The organism is Dyadobacter sp. CY312 (genome assembly GCF_021390535.1).
Taxonomy (GTDB): domain Bacteria; phylum Bacteroidota; class Bacteroidia; order Cytophagales; family Spirosomataceae; genus Dyadobacter.
Genome location: NZ_JAJUXG010000003.1, coordinates 562518 through 585132, shown reverse-complemented (window position 1 = coordinate 585132; position 22615 = coordinate 562518). Strand labels below are relative to the sequence as shown.

Sequence of the window (22615 nt, the reverse complement as noted above, 5' to 3'; positions counted from 1 at the left end):
GCTTAATTTTCCTAACCTGAACTAACATTTATCCAAAATGCTGAAAACCTTTATAATCACCCTGTCTCTAAGCATGATAGGCTTAGTTACTACAGCTCAAACACCCAATTCACTTACCGCCAAAGAAAAGCAGGAAGGCTGGAAACTTCTATTTTCGGGTAAAGCTCTGAAAGGATGGCATGCCTACGGAGGTAAGGAACCTGGTACTGCATGGAAAATTGAACAGGGGGCCATCAAGCTTGATGTTCCGGAACGCTCAGGAAATAAAGCGAAAAACGGAGGTGACATTGTGATTGATCAGGAGGTGACGGGTGACTTTGAATTCAAGGCCGATTGGAAAGTCAGCAAATACGCCAACAGTGGTATTTTCTTTTTTGTAAAGGAATTACCAAAATATAAAAATATGCACGATTCCGGTTTGGAACTTCAGGTGACAGACAATACGATCTATGAGGGAGCCAAGGAAAATACGCATCGGGCCGGTGATTTTTTTGGTGTAGCCAACGCCAGGCTGCGTGAAATTAATCCGGTCGGTGAATGGAATCAGGTTCATTTTATTGTAAAGAAAAATAAGCTGACCGTTACCCTGAATGGCTTTATTGTTCAGGAGCACGACCTGACAGGGGCCGACTGGAAGTCAAGAATTGCTGCAAGCAAGCTGGCAGAAGCGCCGGTAGGAAAAGGAGTATTCTCCGGTTTGATCGGTTTGCAGGATTGGGGCAGCACGGTGTGGTATAGGAATGTGAAACTCAAAAAATTGTAAGCAATCTTAATTGATTTATATTTGTAAAAAATCAGATGAAAGCAGGATATATCTGTCGTCTGTTAATTTAAATTGATTTTTCAATTGATTCATAGTAAGTTAGTAGTTCCGCAATACCACTAAGATGGAACTAAGCAGTTACAAATTTCGCGGTTTAATACTGTTATTGATGCTCTGGACCCTAAACATTTCCATTGCATCAGCTCAGGATTTTGGCGAATGTCAAAGACTGCTCAAACAGCTTCTCCCTGTTTTTAACCGTTCATTTGAAGAAAATAATCCCGCATTGTTACGTGATGAGGATTATCAGAGAAAACTCCATGCTCTCCAGGCGGCTTATGTGAAATTTAATAAGGAGGCTTTTTCTCCCGCCGACTCCGTTCATCGGATGAACAATGAAGCTGTTATACTCGCTCTTTCAGGTAACTATTACAAAGCATTACATATTGTAGAAGGTCTTGAACTCTCAGGTGCCGACCCTCATTTGCAATACAACCGTGGATTGTTCAGTTTGTTAACGAGCCGATATGCCGCTGCCCGAAACAATTTTGCAAATGCTCCTTCGGGTACTCAGGCCAACCTTAATACATTGGTTTCCTTTGCAAAACAAAAGAAATACACGGAAGGAAGGGATTTCTCACTAGGTGCGTCGGGAAAAAATTCCGGAGGGAAATGGAATTATAATCTGGGTATGATCCATAAATTTAATGGAGAACTTGGTGAAGGTGTGAATGAAATGACATCTGCTATCCGACAGAAGGATGAGATTATCGCATATCGTCTTCAGCGCGGTGATATGCTCATGCGCAATGGGAACGAAAAGAAGGCTGTAAAGGATTTTGAAAAAGTTGCCCGCAGACATCCCAAGGCGCAAATAAGATATGCAAACGCCTTACTGTCGACCAATCAGTTTGGGGCGGCGAAAGCCGTTTTTGATCAGTATCTGGAAAGCGGCGAACGAACTTTCCGGGGTGATGCTTATCTGGGAATGGCGCATGCTAATTATGGTCTGCAGCAAATTCCGGAAGCACAGCGATATTATCGTTTAGCATCCACTATGAAGAGAGAAACTCCGGCGTTACTTTCAGGAATTGGAAATACGCACCTTTCCCGCCACGAGTACCAGTTTGCATTCAATAGTTTCGATAAGGTAATCCGTAAAGACACATCGTACCTGCCTGCCTACCTTGGCAGAGCGGTGGCCTATTATGGCATGGGGAAATATGAACTGGCACTGGCGGATTTTAAAAAGGCGGAGAAGGCTTTGGATGAAAACAACAAATTTTATGCTGATTTATTTGTCACAAAGGGCTTTGCAGAATACTATCTGAACAAAAGTAAGGAAGCTCAGGAAGATTTTAACAAGGCGATCAGGTTGGATGGAGCAAGATACGAAGCCCTTGCAGGAATGAGCAGTATCATGATCGATCAGAAAAGATATTCTGAGGCCGGTCAGTTTTTAGCCAAAGCTTTGCAGTATGAGCAGAATTACGACAGAATGTGGAGTAACTACGGAAACCTGCTTTTGCATTTTGACATGTTCAAAAAAGGATATCAGGTATTCAAAAAGGCTGTATCGCTGAATCCTGCTAACATAAGCGCACAAAATGGGTGGGGAGTCGCATTACTGGAAAACGATCAGCTGGATAAATCAATGGCGTTGTTTGATAGTCTTGTCAAAGAGAGACCGGAGTTGCCTTTTTTGCACAATAATCATGGGATTATTCAGGCGTATGTAGGAAACCGACACGAGCAGAAACGGGAGATCAACGAGGCAAATACGAGATATGAAGGTGCATTTGCTGATTTTAAAAAGGCAATGGAAGTTGCTCCCGGACGTAAGTTCTATAATGTAAATCAGGGAAATGTTTACCGCTATTGGGAGCAGTATGACGAGGCAAAGCTGAGTTACCAATCCTATCAGGACAAAAGTGCATTGAATAATACTGCGGTGATGTATGCAGGTCAGGAAAAGATGAAGGATGCTAAGTATTACCTGGGTGTGGCCATTCAGATCGACTCGCTGCATCGTGTTTTTCAGTACAACATGACGGTTCTTGTAAAAGGGAAACAAAAGGAAATGATGCGGCTTGTGGCTTCCAACAGTGAAGATAGTCCGTTTTCAGACATTGGAATTAAATACAGCAGAGATGGCTTTGTGACAATATATCTGTATGATTATGAATATGATAAGCTTAAATTTTCAGGGCGTCATTTCATGCCTTTACCTGCTGCTGAATACAACGAAGATTACTTTATTCCGGAATATGACTTCAAACTGGTTCCATACAGTAAAAAGAAGCATGACCCTGCGAAGAACAAAAAAGTGAAGTATAAAAGCCAGAAGGTGAAAATGCCAGGTGGCAGAGGTAAGTCCGGAACGCAGTGCCCGGTTTTCTGAAAGAGAAGCTAAAACTTGATGTTGTGAAATATATTCCACGTATACCTGCGAAACCTGCGTCCAGTGCTGATATTTTTCCCTTTTTTGGGATTTCCTGTCCAGGACTGCGTTAATCAGCTTTGGCTTGACCGGGTAAAAAGGTTTTGAACCTCTACAAAACTGATCGGTTTGTCCAGAAAATAGTCAGCCCCTTTCCTGAAAGCCTCCTCCCGAAGGTTGGTCATGGCGCTCATCATCACAATCCTTGTATTGCTTTTATTGGTCTCGAAGTTTTTGATATTTTCTATTTCATTTATTCCTTTTCCATCGGGTAGGTTGTTGTCAAGGAATATCCAGTCTGGTTTCAATTGCCTGATGCAATCGATTCCTTCTGATAATGAAGTAAATAGTTTGATGTTTGACTTTATGTCGGAATTTAATTGCCTTTCAAGAAAATTGCGCATTAGTAGTCCTAAATCCCTCTCATCCTCAATTATTACAATATTCATGGCAGCATTAAAAATTACTTGATTTATATGAGGGATCTTGTTTAAAGATGGAAACATACAAACCCAAATAAAACAACCTTGCCATTGAAATGTCTCTTAATCTACATGCATTAGTAAATTGAAAATAGGGCATCACTGACGATAACTTAATCTTGTAAGTCAGGTTGATTGGTTTTCTCAATAAAAAAGGAGAGCTTTTGTTGGTAAAAGGGGTATAACTGGTACAAAAAGGGGAGCGAGCACAATTGTGCGTTACAGTTTCAATAGTAGTATTGTTTGTTAGTATTTTGATTATCAGACTATTAATTTGGGTTTGTTTTCTGGTACGTGTTTTTTTGTAATGTAATTGTAAACAATGTGAACTTTAAAATTCAGAGACATGGCAAGTAATGGTAATAAAGCATTTTGGGGAATAGTTACGGCTGCGGCTGTTGGTGCAGTAATAGGTTTACTTTTCGCACCTGATGAAGGAAATAAGACAAGAAAAAAAATAAAGAAAAAGACGAATAGCCTTGCAGGTGATTTGATCGAGGCGTTGGAAAGAAGCAAACACAAGGCAGCGCAGACTGCGGAGGAACTTAAAGCGAAGGGTGAGCAGTATAAGGATGAAGCGATCGATACTGCGGAAGAGTACGCTGATAAAGCTAACGAGGAGATTAACAAATATAACTAATAGTTGAAGCACATCATCAGTAACATCAAACTATGAAGACCGAAGGTCAGGAAGAAAATAATCTCTCAGGCGCCAGATCGGGCTTGGGTGCTGCGACAGGATATGTCAGGAGCCTGCTTACCGCTGGACCGGAAGGTGCTGTTGGAAAGGGGCTGGAATTGGGCTTGGGTGCTGTTTTAGCCAAAACGGTACTGAAAAGACTACCTGTTCCGCTTAATTTCGTGGCTCCTTATATTGCCGAGAAGGTGATTATGAAGCACGGAGTCGATGGTGGCAGGGAGATATTACTGAAAGGACTTCGCTGGGTGAAGAAGGTGACCGATGAGGATACCGAAACACCGGAATACTAAGGGCAACACTGCCGGCTTCAAACCGGCAGTGTTGCTGTATTCAGCCAGAATTTCTGAATATTAAGAACTGCTTCTTTAAGTCCTTCATAACTGGAAGGCTTAATGATATAACAATTAGCGCCTAACTGATAAGCCGCATTGACATCGTCCGGCGCGTTGGAAGTACTAAATATAATGATTGGGATTGCGTTCCACACTTTGTTACTCCGTAGTAATTTCAACACCTCCCTTCCGTCTCTTTTAGGCATGTTAAGATCTAAAAGTATAAGTAACGGATTATCATTCAGATCATTTTTAGAAAGATGGTTGATCAATTGTTCACCATCCTCAAAAAAAACTACCGGATTGGGTATGTTATTATCTTCAAACGCAGCCTGAACCAAAAAACGATCATCGGCGTCATCGTCAGCCATCAGGATTTGCCGGGTACTCATAATTTTGACGATATTTTTTTAGGTTGATAAAGTCGGGTTTTTAGTAGCAGATTACTAAGTTAAAAGTGATTCCAACGGTAAATACACATGTAAGCTAGCTCCCTTGCCTTCCATACTTTCTGCAAAAATATAACCATTATGGTTGGAAACAACTCGTTTGCATATCGCGAGTCCAATCCCTGTTCCCTCAAACTTGCTGCGATCGTGCAGTCTTTGAAAGATTACGAAGATTTTTTCGGCGAATTTTTTGTCAAAGCCAATACCATTGTCGATCACCTCGATTTTATGAAACCGAATGTCCCTGTGGGCCGGTTGTACATTTGGAATTACCTCTCCACTCACCAGCTTATATCTTATATGAATAACCGGACTTTGGTTTTCCTTGTGATATTTGATGGAATTCGCCAATAGATTTTGAAACAGCTGTACCATCTGGCTTGGGTAAACTTCAACTGTTGGTAAGGGTTCGCAGTGAATAATTGCGTTGCTTTCACTAATTATTTCCGACAGATTGGCTCTGGCTTCCGCAAATGGAATATTTAAACTGATACTTTTTGGGGTCGTTCCGGTATTTACCGTTCTTGAAAAAGACAGCAGATCTGTAATCAGCAACTGCATACGCTGAGAAGAGTTGTCTATCTTGATCATCATCTGATTCACATCGTCTGGCAGATCCTTGCCGTATTTGATGAGTGTTCGGTCGGCGAAAGATCTGATCTTGCGCAACGGCTCCTTCATGTCGTGAGACGCAACGTAGGCGAATTGTTCGAGTTCGGCGTTGGATCGGTTCAGATTTTCGATTTTATTTTCCAGATCAACCCGGTACATTTTATTACGAACGAGTTCACGGTCAAGTAAAACAAAAGCAGTTGAAAGAAACACGACCGTTACCAGCAGAATGAGCCAGTTATAACGAAAGATCTGCTTGCTGTAAATTTCCTTGCTCTGGATTCTGCTTTGCAGCAACATAGTTTCAGTGTCTGTCATTTCTGAAATGAGCTTGCGGATAGAAGTAGTCTCATTTCCTAAACTTGTATATGATGCGTAAAACGAGATCGGGTTCAGTGCGATCACATCTGGTTTCAATAGCACGGCAGACTGTGTATAAAAAACTTCCAGGTTCCGGTGCAGCATCCTGATCCGCCGTTTCTGCACCGCGTTGTCGGATACCAGCGTGTCAAGCTTGTAAGTGATTTCGGGAAATGAAGCAATCGCGGCAAGAGATTTGTTTATGTATGTGGTATCTCGCAAAAACAAAAAGCTATTTGTCAGAAATGTTATTTCGTATAGTCCCGATGATGTCTCTTTTAAAGCAGTAATTACCCTCTGGGTATGACTTACTTTTTCGGAGAAATAGAGAAGTTGTTTGTTTATGGTGTGGTAACTATATGACAGTCCAATAATTAACAGTAAAGACGTGCCAAGCAGAAACCGGACAAGCCAGGAAAGTTTTTGTTCAGTTATCGATCTTAATAAGCGCATTGACGTTGTCTGTAAACAGATTTTGTTAAGAGGGGTTTGATCAGTATTCTGAATTTAAATACTCAGACTGTGGAAATAACTACGCAATGTTAGACAAAAACAGATTCCCTTTGAGATTGATAAGATAAAGAGTAGTAAATTTAAATCATAGAATATCGACTCTTATCTTGCAAACATTTTTGGGATAAACCATCGTTACATACCATATACACGCTAAGAGTTTAGATTGATCGATTAGGAGAATTATAATTTTACCCTTGATTGCATTATGCAAAGACAGACGCAGACGCAAAGACAGACCCTGAAATATTCACCATTGCAGATTCAAATGCTTAACCTTTTGCATTTGACTACAATGGAATTGGAGCAGAGAATTAAGGAAGAGCTGGAAGAAAATCCTGTTCTGGAAGAAGGCAAGGAAGAAAATTCGAATGAGGAAACGGCAGAAGAATTTGCCGATCCGGTAGATTCCGCCGGAACGGGCGACGATGACTCCGGCAATGTCCAGGACTATTATGATTGGGATGAGTTCAGAGATGATGATATACCCGATTACAAAACTTATGCTAATAATCAGTCTCCTGATAATGAGCTGTATACCAGGCCAATGGTTGAGTCTATTGGCTTTCGCGATGATTTAAAGCAGCAGGTTCATTTCCTGCGACTTGATGATAGACAGCAACTTATAGCCGATTTTGTGCTGGATTCTCTCGACGAAGACGGTTTTCTCAGACGTGAAAGTGATGTCATCGCGGATGATATTTCTTTTGCCAACAGCATGTTTATCGATGGCGAGGAAGTAGCGCAAATGCTGAGAGTGATTCAACAGCTGGATCCGCCGGGTATTGCAGCACGTGACCTTAGGGAATGTCTTCAGATACAGTTGGGCAGGTTGGACAATCAGGATGATGTGTGGAAATCGGCATGCCGCATTGTAACGGATACGTTTGACGAACTCGGTTCCCGAAACTATGACAAGATCATGCGGGTGCTTAACCTGGATGAAGAGTCTTTGAAAAAAGCGATTCAGCTCATTACCACTTTAAATCCAAAACCAGCGTCCGGATTACGTAATGATACCCTGGTGAACGAGAGTATCAAGCCTGATTTCATGCTGAGGTATACGGAAGACGGTGAGATAGAAGTGCAACTGACCTGGGGTAACAGTCCTGCTTTAAAACTCAATAAGCTATTTACCCAAATGGCTGACCAGAAAAATGACAAGGCGACCAATCAGTTTCTGAAAAACAAAATGAATTCGGCAAAATGGTTCATCGATGCTATTAAGCAGAGAGAAAATACGATGCTGAATACGCTGAGGGCAATAGTGAAACTGCAATATGATTATTTCCAGACCGGCGATATCAAAAAGCTTCGTCCGATGATTCTTAAAGATGTTGCTGAAATCATCAATATGGATATTTCTACGGTTTCCAGAGTCACCACCAATAAGTATGTCCAAACACCATTTGGAATTGTGTTACTGAAAGACCTGTTTACAGAAGGTGTTACAAATGAGGACGGAACGGAGGTTTCTAACCGTGAAATTCAGGAAGCCATTCGTGAAATAACTGAGGCAGAGGATAAAAGACATCCTTACAACGATCAGCAAATTACGGATCTGCTTTCAGAAAAAGGGTATTCTGTGGCGCGTCGTACAGTGGCAAAATATCGTGAGCAGCTCAATATTCCTACGGCAAGACTAAGAGTAACCATTTAATGTAAAACAAAGCCCTTTAATCTGGCATGAAAAAAATTGTTGTTGTTGATGACGAGGCGGACATTTGCTTCCTGTTGAAAAGATTTTTGTCCAAAAATGATTTTATAGTCGAAACAGCCCAGAACGGTAAAGACGGTTTGGCTTTGATTGAATCGGTTTCTCCCGATCTGGTAATGACTGATTTCAGACTTGGTGATATTACAGGAACCGAATTGCTTACTGCGATAAAATCGAAGAGACCCAACGTTCCTGTGCTGATCATTACAGGCTACTCCGACATAAAAATTGCGGTGAACGTGATGAAGCTGGGAGCTTATGACTACATCACCAAGCCTCTTTTTCCTGACGAGATATTGGTTACCGTTAAAAAAGCGATAGCCGATGCCGAAAACGCACAGAATGATCAGCAGCAATATGTTGCATCGGAAGTGACGGACGCAGTTACCAAACCAGCTAAAAGGGGTTACTCTAAGTCCAAAGCAGGTTACGTAATGGGGCAGAGCGACATTGCCGATAACCTTTTCAAACAGGTGGATCTGGTTGCACCTACCAATTTCAGCGTAATTATTTACGGAGAAAGTGGCTCGGGTAAGGAGGCAATTGCACAGGAAATACATAACAGGTCGAAGAGAAAGGATATGCCTTTTGTAGCGATGGACTGCGGAGCTATTTCCAAAGAACTCGCAGGAAGTGAGCTGTTTGGTCACGAAAAGGGATCATTCACAGGTGCTTTGCAGACCAAGATAGGCCATTTTGAAATGGCTAATGGTGGTACCCTCTTTCTTGATGAAGTTTCCAATCTTTCCTACGAAATACAGGTAGCACTTTTACGGGTAGTGCAGGAACGTAAGATGAGACGTATAGGGGGATCGAAAGAGATAGATCTGGATGTACGTATCATTGTAGCCAGTAACGAAAGGCTGCTGGATTCAGCTAAAAACGGGAAGTTCAGAGAAGATCTTTACTATCGTTTTAATGAATTTACGATTGAAGTTCCTGCCTTGCGAAATCGTAAGGATGACCTGATGTTATTTGCAAATACATTCCTGCAATCGACGAATGTGGAGCTGAATAAAAATGTTCAGGGCTTTTCGGAAGAAGTTGTGGATGATTTTCTTAACTATTCATGGCCCGGAAACCTTCGTGAGCTGAAAAATGTGATCAAACGCTCTACGCTGTTGTCAGACGGAGATTTAATTGAGGAAAAAGCACTTCCCTTTGAAATTGTCAATTACAGGAAACTGAAAGATCTGGACGACGAACCGGTTGTTTCAATCCTGAATGCCACTCCTGCACCTGTGGAGGCTGAGGGTGAAGATTCAAAACCCAGCCTGAAAACAGTAGCGAACGAGGCTGAGTATGATATGATTATGCAGGTATTACGCGATGTGAATTTCAATAAAAGCAAAGCTGCACGTCTACTGAATATCGACAGAAAAACGCTTTACAACAAAATGAAGCAGTTTGATATTTAATAGTCAGTGCCGGTTTCAGTGAAAATGCGCCGGTCTTCTGAGACAAGCGCTTTTACCGCTTTGCCAACAAATAAACACTGATTTGGAAACTAAACATACATCTTTTGGGTGGGATCAACTATTAACCGGTTCGTCAACCGGTTACATGGTTTTTGTTAGTCAGGCAAAGAATACGCCGCCCGATGAAGCAAATAAATGCGTGTTTGCCAATCCATCTTCGGAAACGCTGACTGGTTTTAATCCGGCAGTAGGAGCAACATATTCAGGTATTTTTGGAAATGAGTACGACGCGAACCAGAAAGAAAGAACCGCTTATTTCTCCCATTCGGGTAAAATTTGTCAGCTAACTGAGTCAAGGCTCTCGGACGAACTTGTGCTGGTTTCAATCATCGAAACGCAGGATCCGCCTTTCGCCAACCTCATGCCGGCTTACAGTAATCTGCTTTGGAAAGAAGCAGAAAAAACGATGCAATTCGGCGGCTGGATATGGAACCCCGATCATGCAAAGGTTGAGTGGAGTGAGGGGATGTTCAGGCTAATGGGTTACGACTCAGGAGAATTGAAAGAACAACGCTTGAATATTGATTTTTGGGCAAAACATGTTCACCCCGAAGACAGGGATGGTTTTAACCGGCAAATAGAAGCAATCCCTTCTTACATCGGCTCCTATATCCTGGAATTCAGAATAATAGATAACCATGGAAGAGAAAAGAGCCTCTATCTGAAAGGACAAAATGTTTCAGGTAAAAAACCAGGTAGCATTGTAGCAATCGGTACCGCTTTCGATTTTAAAGCAAATGCAGGAACAGCTTGAAAACAAGGTGAATGATCTTAATAAGTCGAATGCAGACCTTGAACAGTTTGCCTATGTTGCTTCCCACGATCTTCAGGAACCACTGCGTAAAATCGCTTCTTTCGGAGAAAGGCTTGGTATTAAAGCGGGCGAAAATCTGAATGAAGAGCAAAGCTTGTATCTGGACAGAATACTGAATGCAACCAGGAGAATGCAGGAAATGGTTAAAAACCTGCTCGAATTTTCGAAAATCGCCGGCACGCCACGGGTTTTCGCGGTTACGGACCTTAACGCAATTTTACAAAATTCGCTCGGAGATCTTGAACTTGTCATTCTGAAAAAACAGGCTGTTATCGAATTTGGAAACTTGCCTGTGATTCAGGCGATTCCTTCCCAAATGTCTCAACTGTTTGTAAATCTGATATCGAACTCACTCAAATTCGTAAAGGAAGGCGTAGTTCCCCGAATATCCATAACGAGTGTTGCGATGCCGGCGGATTCGGATATGCAGGAACAGCGTGAAAAGGTAAAACTTGTTTTCCAGGATAATGGCATTGGATTTGGAAGTGAAAGTGCCGAACGGATATTTACCATTTTTCAAAGGTTGAGGGGGCGGTCTGAATACGAGGGATCGGGCATAGGGCTGTCTGTCTGTAAAAAGGTTGTGGAAATGCACGACGGTTCTATTGAAGCTTTTGGTGTACCTGACGGCGGTGCAAGATTTGAAATCATTCTTCCGCTACACCAGGACCAGTAAATTATATTGAAAGTGTAATTTTTAATTCTCTGATGAACAGCAAACTGATAACGGTACTTCTTGTAGACGATGATGAAGACGATTACTTCCTTACCAGGGAGTATTTTCAGGATCTTGTCAACTGGAAATTTGATATTACCTGGTGCTCAACCTACAAGAACGCATTGGAACAAATCAGATCCAATAAATATGATCTGTACTTATTCGATTATTTACTGGGAGAAAATACCGGAATTGACTTGTTGGAAGAGGCTTGCGGTATGGAGTGTGAAGAGCCAATTATATTGCTTACCGGCAAGGGAGATACCAAAATAGCAGTTGAAGCTTTAAGACTTGGAGCGGCAGATTATCTGATCAAAAGTGAGCTGGATTCAGAAAAGCTGGAAAGGAGCATTCGTTATGCTCTCGAAAGAACTTCTGTCCTTAAAGCGCTGAAATATAGCGAGAGACGATACAGAAGGGTATTTGAAGAATCAAACGATTTTCTATTTATTAGCGATCTGGATGGTAACATTGTGGATTTCAACACCTCAGCGTGCGAATTGACGGGATATTCTCCTGATGAATTAAAAGCGAATAACATTCTGAATCTAGTAGAAGAACCTGGTTTTAAGGATCAGTGGGCTGCCATTGAAGCGAAAACAATTCATGATTTCGAGGTAAAACTGATCACGAAAGATAGCGATAAAAAGTATTGCCTCTTTTCTGCGTCTGTGGAAGTGGATGAGCAGAACATGTACGTGCAGGGAAGAATACATGACATGACCGCCCGGAAACAGTCGGAACGGGAACGTTTGTTTTCAGAGAAAATGGCAGTTACCGGTCGCCTTGTGCGAATGCTCGCTCACGAAGTGAGAAATCCGCTCACCAATGTCAACCTTTCTGCGGAGCAGCTTGAAATGGAATTGACCGACGAGGATCAGAAGTTTTATACGCAGATCATCAAACGGAATTGCACCCGAATCAATGATCTGATCACCCAGCTTTTGCAACCTTCAAGTTCTGCCGATATTGAACTTGTAGAAAGCTCAATAAACAAGGTTCTTGACGACGCCATCGAAACGGCATACGACCGTGTTCAACTGAAACGTATACAGATAGTTAGCCAATATACTGACGAAGATTATGTACTTCCCCTGGATGCAGTTTCGTTACAGATGGCTTTCCTTAACCTGATTACCAATGCCATTGAGGCGATGGAAGAAGACAAAGGCATTTTGCGGATCAGTACCCGTAACGTTGGAGATGGTTTTCAGGTGGTTTTCGCGGACAACGGGTCTGGTATCAGTGAAGAGAACATGGATAAGATCTTTGAACCTTATTTTACAGGAAAAAATACGGGGATGGGTATTGGGCTGGCTACCACTATGAGCATTATTCACGCGCATCATGGCCGAATAGATGTTCAATCCGAAGTGAGTGTGGGAACCTCTTTCACAATTAGTTTCTCAGGAAAATAGCAATGGGTTTCCACTGCCCTGATTGTTAATTTTTGTTATTTCAGCTAAACAAAACCGGATGTTGATATCCGGTTTTGTATTTTAGCAGCTTCTCAACATTGCAAAGCTTTGGTCTTGATTCTTTGACACCAAACATCCGTTTCCTTGATAAAATTTGTAATACTACTCCTGTTACTCACGGCGGGCACGGCTGCACAGAGCCAGAATTTTATACTTTCCTATGGTGAGTTCATGGATACCACCGTCGTGGCCAATCCGAAGTGTAACGACAAGTACCTGATTTACTTTTATCATGTCAACACCAGATATCCTGTCAGCACGCAATCACTACTTTCTGAAAGCAAAGCATTTTTATCTAAAACCGGACAAAAATATACGGGATCGGGTTATGTCACTTTTAGGTTCATGATTAACTGCGAAGGGAAAATGCAGCGGGTAAGGGTAATGCAGGTAGATGACGATTACAAACCCAAACACTTCGACAAACGTTTCGTCAGTGACCTGAATGATTATATCCATACCCTCGATCGGTGGGAAACGGGACTTTCTGCTTTTAAAATGGAAAATGTAAATTACATCGCGTACCTCTCTTTCAGGATCAAAAATGGTGAAGTCATTAACGTTATTCATTAGTTTGCTTTTGCTGGGAGGCTACACCTCCGCTCAAAATGTAGATTGTTCTTCCAAATCTGTTCAGGATAGTTTGTTTCAATTGTATTCTGAAAAGGCTCATAAGTATAGTTTTCTGGACGACGCCTGGGATATGACCTATGATAGTTTGCTTGCAATCTGTCCCAATATCGCAGAGGCTTATCAGGAAAGGGGGCATCCGTATGTGGCCAATGGTAATTATCAAAAGGCGTTTGAGTATAATAACAAGGCCGTAGAGCTGGATCCGGCGCGCTGGACAGGTTACAGGGGTTACCTGAATTTTGTTTACACCAAAAACTACGAAAAGGCAGTTGTGGATTTTCTGGAAGCAGAAAGACTTACCCCGAACGGATTTATTCAGGATCATACCTATGCGTTTTTTACCGCCATCAGTTATATGGAATTGGGTGAATATGACAAGGCTGAGACCTATTTTCTGAAAGATATAGCCCAGCAAAAAAGAGGAAAGGGCGAAAATGATATCCATTTCAATTCTTTGCTTTATTTCGGAATTATGTATTACCTCATGAATGAGTTTGACAGAGCCGAAACATATCTGCGCGATTGTCTGCAATTATACGAACAACACCCCATGGCTAACTACTACCTGGCCCTGACTTTGAAGGTAACAGGCAACAGCCAGAAGGATATTTATTTTGATAAAGCAAAGCAGTATATACTTGAAGGTTACAAAATAAATGAGCCTTTTACTTATGTGAGTTTTCCAAGGCAGATCTCGCTTTATGAGGTAGAAAAGCGCTGAGCTTTGATTTGTATGATCTTACTCCGGCGCCAGGAAAGGTAATTTGGTTTGAATAATTATATTTTGTATTTGTTAAATTTTATTTTTGGTTTTTATGGTAACTTAGTGTTTTAAGTATCGGAACTAAGAAACTCATGAAAAACCTCCTGAAAATATCCGGGTTAATTTTAACCATTTTCTTACTGTCATGCTCGGAGAAACGCATTGGAAACGAGGATGGAATAATGATATGTGGTACAAAAGATCCTGTAAATGATCTGAAATGGCTGAATGCCGAGTTTAAATTGTTTCATGGAGGGAAAGACATTAATGCGATCGTTTTATATGAGTTTAATGGGCGAGAGGTAATTGAAGTCCAGAACTCTATTTTCAGCTCAACCAATATGCATCAATATTACTGCAATGGAGAAAGATTAAAATTGGAAGAGCCTGGGAAATTTGATGAGTTTAAAAAGAACCGTATTGAAAAGAAGATCATTTACGGTACTAAAATGTGGTGAGTTAAATCAAAAGAGCGGTCCTGTTTCGAAAAACGGACCGCTCTTTTGTATAGTCTAAAAATATTTAAGCAACCGCTCTTTTTGTCCTGTTAAAGAATCCATAAATAATCGGGAAGATGAGCAGGGTTAAAACCGTTGCCGTAATCAGCCCGCCAATAACTACAATAGCGAGTGGTTTTTGTGTTTCGGAACCTATCCCGGTAGATGTAGCCGCGGGTAGCAGACCAATCGCCGCCATAAGAGCCGTCATAATAACTGGTCTGATGCGTGATTTAACACCTTCCCTGATTGCCTCGTCCAGCGGCATTCGTTCCGCCAGATTCTTATTAAATACCGAAATGAGGATAACGCCGTTCTGAACACATAACCCAAATAATGCGATAAAGCCCACACCTGCCGAAATTCCGAAATTCATATGTGTAACATGGAGTGCGAGTATTCCGCCGATGAGTGCAAAAGGAACATTCACCAGAACCAGACCTGCATCTTTGGCATTGTTAAACATGATGAAAAGCAATATGAAAATCCCGATCAGGCTGATTGGTACTACCTGTCCCAACCTCGCCGTAGCACGGACCTGATTTTCGAATTCCCCTGACCAGTTGACTGAGTAACCTTTCGGCAAGGATTTCAACATAGGTTTCACGCGGTTTTGTGCATCTGCAATGGTGCTACCCAAATCTCTTTCACGAACGGAAAATTTAACACCAATGAACCGTTTGTTATTGTCGCGGTATACAAACGCAGGGCCGGTTACGGTTCTGATCGTTGATATTTCTTTCAAAGGAATTTTTCCTCCTGTCAGCGTCGGTACCATCAGCTGCTGAATGTCATCCACGTTTTTTCTGTACTGCTCTTCGTAACGAAGACGAATATCAAATTTACGTTCACCTTCATACAAAATGGATGCCGTTTTTCCTCCAATCGCCATTTCAATAACAGCCTGTACGTCGGCGGTGCTCACACCATATTGAGCCATTTTGTGGTCGTGCAGGATCACACTTACTTCCGGCTGACCGATGTTCCGGAGAATACCCACATCTTTAATTCCGGGCACATTCTTAATTGCCTCTAACACCTCGTTGGCTTTCGTATTTAGCGTTTCCAGGTCGTCCCCGTAAATTTTTACCGCATTGCTGGCATTCATTCCCGCTACGGCTTCGGCTACGTTATCGATAATTGGCTGTGAATAATTGTAATTGATACCCTGGAATTGTTTCAGCTTGGCATCCATTTCCTCAATAAGCTGGTCCTGCGTTATTTTTCGGGTCCATTCATCTTTTGGTTTAAGATTCACCTGCATTTGCACATAGTAAAAACCAGACGGATCGGTACCATCGTTTGATCGGCCTGTTTGAGATAAAACACCATTCACCTCCGGGAATTCATTGAGTTTGGCACGAAGCACCGTCACCATTTTGATGGTTTCATTCAGCGAACTACTCATCGGCATTTTGGCTTCCACCCAAAGCGCTCCTTCGTTCAATGTCGGAAGAAATTCGGTTCCGAGCAGGGTAGAAGAGAACAAGCTTAAACCAAGGAAAACCGAAGCGAACAGGATGCTGATTTTTTTATGACCGTAACACCACTCAAACCCGTTGGTAACAGCCCGGTCGAAGAAACGGACGATAGGATTACTTTTCTCACGAACGTTTTTATTGAGCAAATAGGAGCAGAGTACCGGAACCAGCGTAAGTGTATAAAGTAAAGCGCCTAATAAAGCGAAACCGAGCGTATACGCCAATGGCGTGAACATTTTGCCTTCCACTTTTTGAAAACTGAAAATGGGAATAAGCGCGGTGATGATGATCAGTTTTGAAAAGAAGATAGCCTTTCCAAGTTCGCCACCTGTCTTTTTGATCAGTCCAAGTTTTGAAAGCCGGTTGAACCGCTCCATGCCGTTTCTATGTGCCAGATGATCCAGCGCTACGAAAATACCTTCCACCATTACCACGGCTCCATCAATGATGATCCCGAAGTCTATCGCGCCCATCGATAGCAAATTGGCCGACATGCCCTTCATTTTCAAACACATGAATGCAAATAACAAAGCCAGCGGAATGATGATGGACACGATGACGGTTGTTCGCCAGTCGGCCATGAAAAGGAACACGATTACCGTTACAAGCACTATTCCTTCGATCAGGTTGTGTTTCACGGTATGAGCACAGAATTCGATCAGGTTGTCGCGGTCGTAGAAGGTTACCATTTTTACATCCGGCGGAAGTATTTTGGTATTGAGCTCCTCTACTTTATCCTTAATGAGCGCAAGCACGGCACTTGGATTTTCGCCTTTGCGCTGCACTACAATTCCTTCCACCACATCATCATTTTCATCCAGACCAACCTGTCCTACACGTGGCATGTCCGATTCTTTTACAACGGCCACGTCCCGAACCAGTACGGGATTGTCTTTCACATATTCCACAATGATGTTCTCTATATCAGGTATGGAATTCAGCAGACCAATTCCTCTCACCACATAAGCCTGTCCGTTTTTTTCTATCACATCGCCGCCGACGTTGATGTTGCTTTTGGTTACAGCCTGATATACTTCCAGCGGTGTAATATTGTATTTAACAAGATTGGTTGGATTTACCTGTACCTCGTATATTTTTTCACGGCCACCAAAAGCTACCACATCTGCAACACCAGGAATGCTGCGAAGCTGCCGGTCAATAACCCAACTTTGAAGAGTAAGAAGTTCCCGGCTGTCGCGATCTTTGCTTTTTAAGGTGTAACGGAAAATCTCACCGGTGGGTCCATATGGCGGCTGTACGTCGGGCTCAACGCCTTCTGGCAGGGATATGTTTCTGAGCTGATTGTTCACCTGTTGTCGGGCGAAAAAGTCTTCGACATTATCATCAAAAATGATTTTGATAATGCTGAGACCAAACATGGTCGTACTCCGCACATTGGTTTTTTGCTGCACCGAATTCATCGCAACCTCAATGGGTACGGTTACGAAACGTTCAATTTCCTCGGCACTACGGCCGTTCCATTGCGTTACAATGATGATCTGCGTATTGGTTACGTCCGGAAAAGCCTCCAAAGGCGTATTACGGTAGCTGACGATCCCCGCGATTATCAGCAGGCTTGTCATGAAGAAAATGAAAAAGCGGTTTTTTAGAGAAAAACCAACAATTCCCCGAATGAATTTATTCATAGAAATAATGATGACCGGGTCGCCGGTGCGATGAGAGAATGAACGAATGATAGACCGGGTCGCCGGCGCGATAGTAGAATTTAGAGTGGTCCGGAATTTTGAATCTGTAAGAAGTGATAGAGTGAGCCAAACATTCGCTCATTCTATCATTCACTCACTCTATCATTCTATTTTAGTCATTTAGCGCATCGTAAACCAGAAGTTGATTTTTGGAAATAATGACGTCGCCATCCTTTAAACCGCTGCTGATGTAAGTGCGATTGGCCAGTGAACGGTATATCTCAACAGCCCGGGTTTCTATTTTGGAACGTCCGTGAAACACCATTACCCAGTTTTTACTTCTGTCAAAAATGACTGACTGTGACGGAATGGCCTGCATTTGATTGCTTTCTTCAAAATTGAGAAATACAGTTGCATGCATTTCTGGTTTTAATTTCAGACCAACATTTTGAAGCTGGATCCGTATTTTCATGGTTTTCGTTTCAGGATCGAGCACATTATAAATCTTATCAACCTTACCCTTGAAAATCTGATCGGGAAAAGAGATTGTTTTTACATCCGCTGCCATGCCCAATTGCACACGAGGAATATCGCTCTCGTTTACGTTCGCAAGTATCCATACGTCGGCAATTTGACCTACTGTAAAAAGACTTTCCGAATTGTCGGAGCGGAGCTGCATGCCACGGTTCACATTTTTATCAATAATAAATCCGTTGATGGGCGACTTAATGGTATAATTGGTCGATTTCCCGATTCCGTAAATGGAGAATATCTCCTTGACGCGGTTGAGCTCTGCCTGTGCCTTGTCTACCATTTGGCGGGCGGTGATGGCATCGCGCTCGGGAACGAGTTTACTTTCATACAAATCCTCGGTTGAAGACAAATTCTTCTGGGCAATGAGCAGATCCGATTGTGCCTGAATCATCTGGCGCTCAAAGTCTGCAACTTCGCCGGATCGTATAGTGGCAAGCTTCTGCCCCTTTTTTACATTGTCGCCAAGCTCTACGCTGACGTCTTCCACATTGCCGCCTACCAGCGGGAATATCTTGATTACCTGATTTTCATCCGGTACCACTTTCCCTACCAGGGTAAGTTCGTTTCTCACAATTTCTGTTTTGACAGTGTCTAGTGAGATGCGGTTCATCATCGTATCCGAAAGCATAAATGCCTTTGCTTCTTCCGGCGCTTCCTTCTTTTTGCTGCAGGAAGAAGCCCATATGGCAACTGAAACCAGTAATATGACTGAAAGTGAATTTTTCATTTTAATATATAAATCGGCGGGAGCCTGGTTGAATAGGGAATTGAGATCAAAAATTAGTTGAAAAGCTCCTCGCCGACAGCGAAGTTGAGTTCTTCGTAAACCTTGATGCGGTCGGCTTGAAGGCGGTTAAATTCCCTGATGCTTTCGTTATAGGTTTCGATGAAATCGATGAATTCCAGGAGCGTAATATTCCTTTTCTGGAAATTGTCGTAAATGCCTTTATTCAGCAATTGGAATTGGTCGGTGAACCGGCTTTCCACACTTTGATATGCATTTTCAGCCACTTTCACCTTTTGGAGTGCTGCATCCACTTCATTGCTAACGCTATTTTCCTTGGCCTTTTCAGCTGTTTTATAGTAGCTGATGTTGCTTTTGGCCGCCTTGATATTTCCCTGATTCCGGTTGAAAAAGGGTAAATCCATTGTAGCCGATACGCCGAAGTAATTGTTGGTGTAATTACTCGCCTGGTCATAAACTGCTCCCAGCTGAATGTTTGGAACTGCCAGCGACTTTTGAAGTGTATAATTTAATTCTGCCTGTTTGGACGACGACTGCGCAATTTTCAGGTCTGCGCGGCTCTGGACCGCTTTGTCTCGGAGTGATGCCAAATCGTAGTTTCCGATCTGGTAACGAGTTATATCACTGCTGTTGACGATTGCTTTTACAGGAAGATCACTGTTCAGATAGGTCCTGAGGTCGCGTTGATTTTCTGAAAGCTCAAACAGGATATTCGCTCGGTCATTGGTCAGCTGAAACAGCAACGCTTTCAAACGAACCACCTCTTTTAAGGAAATATTGCTTCGTGTATATTCTTTGTCAAAAGCAGCGACGGTGGTATTAAGTGTTCCAATCTGATTGTCCAGCAACGTAACCGTTTGTTCCAAAAAATGCGTTTCAAAAAAGATCTGACGCAGGTCAAATTTTAGTGTTCTCACAAGATCAAAAAACTGGTACTCGCTTTTGCGGGTCGATTCTACATCGAGTGCGACCTGCTTGTTGCGTTTTCCGGCACGGGTGATCATTTGTTGTATACTGATCGCCTTCTGACCATTTTTGCCTACATCGAAGAAACCGCGTGAGGGATTATAGGCGCTTACTTCAACACTTACATTGGGATTGTCCCACAATTTGTCCTGGATTTCGATCGATTTTGCAATGTCGATCTGGTATTTTTCGGCAAGAAGTTCGAGATTGTTTTTTAGAAATAGGCTGTCAGCTTGCCGGATAGAGAGCCTGAGTGAGTCCTGTGCCCACAAACTGCTGGAAATACAGGTTAAAATTCCGATGAGGTAAATTCGCATAAGCTCTGTTTTAGAATATGCGATATTCCGACGCTACTATTATAGCAACCTTAAATTAACGTTAGAAAAACATTAGAACTTAAATGTGGTTCAGCTGCACGGTAAATTCACTCCCTTTTCCGAGCTCACTTTTGACAGAAAGGCTCCCATGATGAAGATCTACAATACGCTGACAGATGGAAAGGCCGATTCCGAAACCGGGTAATTCGCTGGTTTTGGACGACCGGAAAAAAGGATTGAAAATATGGGGAATTTCATCTTCGCTTATTCCGACACCATCGTCTTTTACGGTGACAAAGCAGTATTTCTCGTCAGTAGATATAAGAATTCGCGCTTCATGAGCCTCGGAGTATTTGCAGGCGTTATCGATCAGGTTGAGAAAAACCCTTTTAAGCAGCTCCTCATTTCCCTCAATTACAGTTTCCCGTTCATTTTCCGGGATTGAGACGTAGTCGATGCTGACGCTGTAATCGGGACGGGAGGTTAGCAGTTCCTCTTTCGCAAGGAAGACAAGGTCTTCGATCCTCACGGCTGAGGTTTTCATCCGATCGATATTTTCCAACGAACGCGCCAGGAAGAGCAGGTTGTTTGTAATGCTGATCAACCGCTCTGTATCAGAAAATAAATTGGCAAAAACTTCTTCAAGATCAGGATCATCTTTAACAAAACGCTGTCCGAGCTGAATTTCGGACTTTAGGGCGGCTAATGGCGTCCTGAGTTCGTGTGATGCATGTGAAACAAAACTTTTTTGTTGTTCAAATGCCTGGTTAAGCCGGTAAAGTACGGTGTTGAAATTGATGGCAAGCTGCGCGATCTCGTCTTTTCGGTTGCCCTCATCAAGTTTTTGGGATAAGTTCTGGGCAGTAATAAGTGACACCTGATCGTTGATACTGCTGATCGGTTTTAATGAGTTTCCTGCAAAATAAATACCCAGTACCACGGTGACACCAATGCCGACAAGCAGCCCCCAGGTCAGCGTTTGTATAAGGTTGTTTTGCTTGCTCCGCCCAAATTTGTCATAGGCCGATGCCAACACGACCAGTGGTTCCGCGCCTTCGGTATAGAGCAGCCCGATTACCTCACTGTCATCCTGAACAAATTCGATGCTCTTTTTCAGGCGAACATCTTCAAGCAGATTGGCATGATAAGTGAGTAGTTTGTCGTCTACGCTTGAATAAATAAGGTCATTTTTTGAATTGAAAATGAGTACTTTTTCATCCAGCATTTCGGTCAGCGTGTTCTCGTCAATAACTTTAAGCAGGTTTTTGTCAATCCCGTTCACCTTCACCAGCAGGCGACAGGTCGTACGCGCCTTGCTTCGAAGCCGGTCAAAGAACTCTTCCTGCCTGAAAGTGGAAGAGATAGTGTAAACCACAACGGAAAATGTAAACAGCAATGCTGCCACGAGTAGCGTAAACTGTAAAGCGATCCGGTCCTTGATTTTCACAGGAAGCTATTTGTATCTTGTTTAATTGAAATGAGTCAGCGTTTAGTCTTCCTTCAAAATGTAACCCAATCCGGGACGCGTATGTATCAGTTTTGTTTCAAAATCCTTATCTACTTTTTTGCGTAAATAGTTGATATACACCTCTACCACATTGGTTCCTGGATCAAAATTGAGGTGCCATACATGCTCCGCCAGATCCATTTTTGATATCACACGTCCTCGGTTGATCAGAAAATATTCAAGCAATGCAAATTCTTTTGCAGTGAGTTCGATTGACTTCCCGGCTCTGATCACCTCTTTGGTACCCAGGTTCATTTCAAGATCGGCGATGCGAAGCGTTTTATTTTCAGTCTCAGGATTACGGATTTCCGAGATGCGCAAAGCTGCGTTGATTCTGGCAAGTAATTCCCGGAAATCGAAAGGTTTTACGATGTAGTCGTCTGCTCCGCGCCCGAGCCCTTCAACTTTATCTTCAATTTCACCGTAAGCCGTGAGCATGATGATGGGAATTGCTGGTTTATAAAGTCTTATCTGCTGGCACACTTCGAATCCACGCATACCAGGAAGGTTGACATCAAGCAGCACCAGATCGAATTTTTTATCCAGAGCCAACTGCTTTCCGGTAATTCCATCGTGTGCAATTTCCGCTTCAAAATGCTCAGAAACCAAGCCTCTGAATATATTCTGGGCAATGCGCCTGTCGTCCTCAACAATCAGTATTTTTTTCATT

20 protein-coding genes are annotated in these 22615 nt (G+C 42.5%); 12 read left to right on the top strand and 8 right to left on the bottom strand.

Going from position 1 to position 22615, the window contains the following annotated elements:
- Positions 1–37 precede the first annotated feature (37 nt).
- A complete protein-coding gene (locus LZG71_RS06660) occupies positions 38–763 on the top strand; it encodes a DUF1080 domain-containing protein (RefSeq protein ID WP_233818258.1) in 726 nt (241 codons plus the stop codon).
- A gap of 169 nt (positions 764–932) precedes the next feature.
- Positions 933–3164, top strand: a complete 2232-nt coding sequence (locus LZG71_RS06655) for a tetratricopeptide repeat protein (RefSeq protein WP_233818256.1) — start codon at positions 933–935, stop codon at positions 3162–3164.
- A 113-nt stretch (positions 3165–3277) separates the two neighbouring features.
- On the opposite strand, the gene LZG71_RS06650 is transcribed toward LZG71_RS06655, so the two are convergent.
- The gene (locus tag LZG71_RS06650) at positions 3278–3652 is read right to left on the bottom strand and encodes a response regulator (protein WP_233818254.1); all 375 of its coding nucleotides are present in this window, start codon (positions 3650–3652) and stop codon (positions 3278–3280) included.
- A 379-nt stretch (positions 3653–4031) separates the two neighbouring features.
- Between LZG71_RS06650 and LZG71_RS06645 the strand changes: the two genes are divergently transcribed.
- Both LZG71_RS06645 and LZG71_RS06640 read left to right on the top strand, forming a co-directional pair.
- On the top strand, positions 4032–4325 hold the full coding sequence (locus LZG71_RS06645) for a YtxH domain-containing protein (RefSeq protein WP_233818251.1): 294 nt from the start codon (positions 4032–4034) through the stop codon (positions 4323–4325).
- 32 nt (positions 4326–4357) lie between these two features.
- Positions 4358–4675, top strand: a complete 318-nt coding sequence (locus LZG71_RS06640) for a hypothetical protein (protein ID WP_233818250.1) — start codon at positions 4358–4360, stop codon at positions 4673–4675.
- Between the two features lie 17 nt (positions 4676–4692).
- Here the strand turns inward: LZG71_RS06640 and LZG71_RS06635 are convergent, their stop codons facing one another.
- A complete protein-coding gene (locus LZG71_RS06635) occupies positions 4693–5109 on the bottom strand; it encodes a response regulator (RefSeq protein ID WP_233818248.1) in 417 nt (138 codons plus the stop codon).
- A gap of 54 nt (positions 5110–5163) precedes the next feature.
- Positions 5164–6591 (bottom strand): sensor histidine kinase, encoded by a 1428-nt coding sequence (locus LZG71_RS06630; RefSeq protein ID WP_233818246.1) that lies wholly within the window; start codon positions 6589–6591, stop codon positions 5164–5166.
- 268 nt (positions 6592–6859) lie between these two features.
- Here LZG71_RS06630 and rpoN point away from each other — a divergent pair, with 268 nt between their 5' ends.
- The 8 genes from rpoN (at position 6860) to LZG71_RS06590 (ending at position 14710) form a co-directional block, all read left to right on the top strand.
- Positions 6860–8311 (top strand): RNA polymerase factor sigma-54, encoded by a 1452-nt coding sequence (gene rpoN, locus LZG71_RS06625; protein WP_233818244.1) that lies wholly within the window; start codon positions 6860–6862, stop codon positions 8309–8311.
- A 26-nt stretch (positions 8312–8337) separates the two neighbouring features.
- Positions 8338–9786: a sigma-54 dependent transcriptional regulator gene (locus LZG71_RS06620; RefSeq protein WP_233818242.1), complete on the top strand. Its 1449-nt coding sequence runs from the start codon at positions 8338–8340 to the stop codon at positions 9784–9786.
- Positions 9787–9868: 82 nt separating this feature from the next.
- Positions 9869–10600: a PAS domain-containing protein gene (locus tag LZG71_RS06615; RefSeq protein WP_233818240.1), complete on the top strand. Its 732-nt coding sequence runs from the start codon at positions 9869–9871 to the stop codon at positions 10598–10600.
- Positions 10584–11336, top strand: coding sequence for an ATP-binding protein (locus tag LZG71_RS06610; RefSeq protein ID WP_233818238.1), 753 nt, complete (start codon positions 10584–10586; stop codon positions 11334–11336). The genes LZG71_RS06615 and LZG71_RS06610 overlap by 17 nt, the downstream gene beginning before the upstream one ends.
- Before the next feature lie 32 nt (positions 11337–11368).
- The gene (locus tag LZG71_RS06605; RefSeq protein WP_233818236.1) at positions 11369–12796 is read left to right on the top strand and encodes a hybrid sensor histidine kinase/response regulator; all 1428 of its coding nucleotides are present in this window, start codon (positions 11369–11371) and stop codon (positions 12794–12796) included.
- Between the two features lie 144 nt (positions 12797–12940).
- The gene (locus tag LZG71_RS06600; RefSeq protein WP_233818235.1) at positions 12941–13429 is read left to right on the top strand and encodes a hypothetical protein; all 489 of its coding nucleotides are present in this window, start codon (positions 12941–12943) and stop codon (positions 13427–13429) included.
- Positions 13401–14210 carry a tetratricopeptide repeat protein gene (locus LZG71_RS06595; protein WP_233818233.1) on the top strand — a complete coding sequence of 270 codons (810 nt, stop codon included), beginning with the start codon at positions 13401–13403 and terminating at the stop codon, positions 14208–14210. The genes LZG71_RS06600 and LZG71_RS06595 overlap by 29 nt, the downstream gene beginning before the upstream one ends.
- A 134-nt stretch (positions 14211–14344) precedes the next feature.
- Complete coding sequence (locus tag LZG71_RS06590; RefSeq protein WP_233818231.1) at positions 14345–14710, top strand: hypothetical protein; 366 nt, start codon at positions 14345–14347, stop codon at positions 14708–14710.
- 64 nt (positions 14711–14774) lie between these two features.
- On the opposite strand, the gene LZG71_RS06585 is transcribed toward LZG71_RS06590, so the two are convergent.
- From LZG71_RS06585 to LZG71_RS06565, 5 genes are all read right to left on the bottom strand, one after another.
- Positions 14775–17876, bottom strand: a complete 3102-nt coding sequence (locus tag LZG71_RS06585) for an efflux RND transporter permease subunit (protein ID WP_233818229.1) — start codon at positions 17874–17876, stop codon at positions 14775–14777.
- A 172-nt stretch (positions 17877–18048) separates the two neighbouring features.
- Positions 18049–19137, bottom strand: coding sequence for an efflux RND transporter periplasmic adaptor subunit (locus tag LZG71_RS06580; RefSeq protein ID WP_233818227.1), 1089 nt, complete (start codon positions 19135–19137; stop codon positions 18049–18051).
- A 53-nt stretch (positions 19138–19190) separates the two neighbouring features.
- Entirely contained in the window at positions 19191–20438 is a 1248-nt protein-coding gene (locus LZG71_RS06575) for a TolC family protein (RefSeq protein ID WP_233818225.1), read from the bottom strand.
- Positions 20439–20517: 79 nt separating this feature from the next.
- A complete protein-coding gene (locus tag LZG71_RS06570) occupies positions 20518–21885 on the bottom strand; it encodes a cell wall metabolism sensor histidine kinase WalK (protein ID WP_233818223.1) in 1368 nt (455 codons plus the stop codon).
- 42 nt (positions 21886–21927) lie between these two features.
- Positions 21928–22614 (bottom strand): response regulator transcription factor, encoded by a 687-nt coding sequence (locus LZG71_RS06565; protein WP_233818221.1) that lies wholly within the window; start codon positions 22612–22614, stop codon positions 21928–21930.
- Position 22615: the final 1 nt, after the last annotated feature.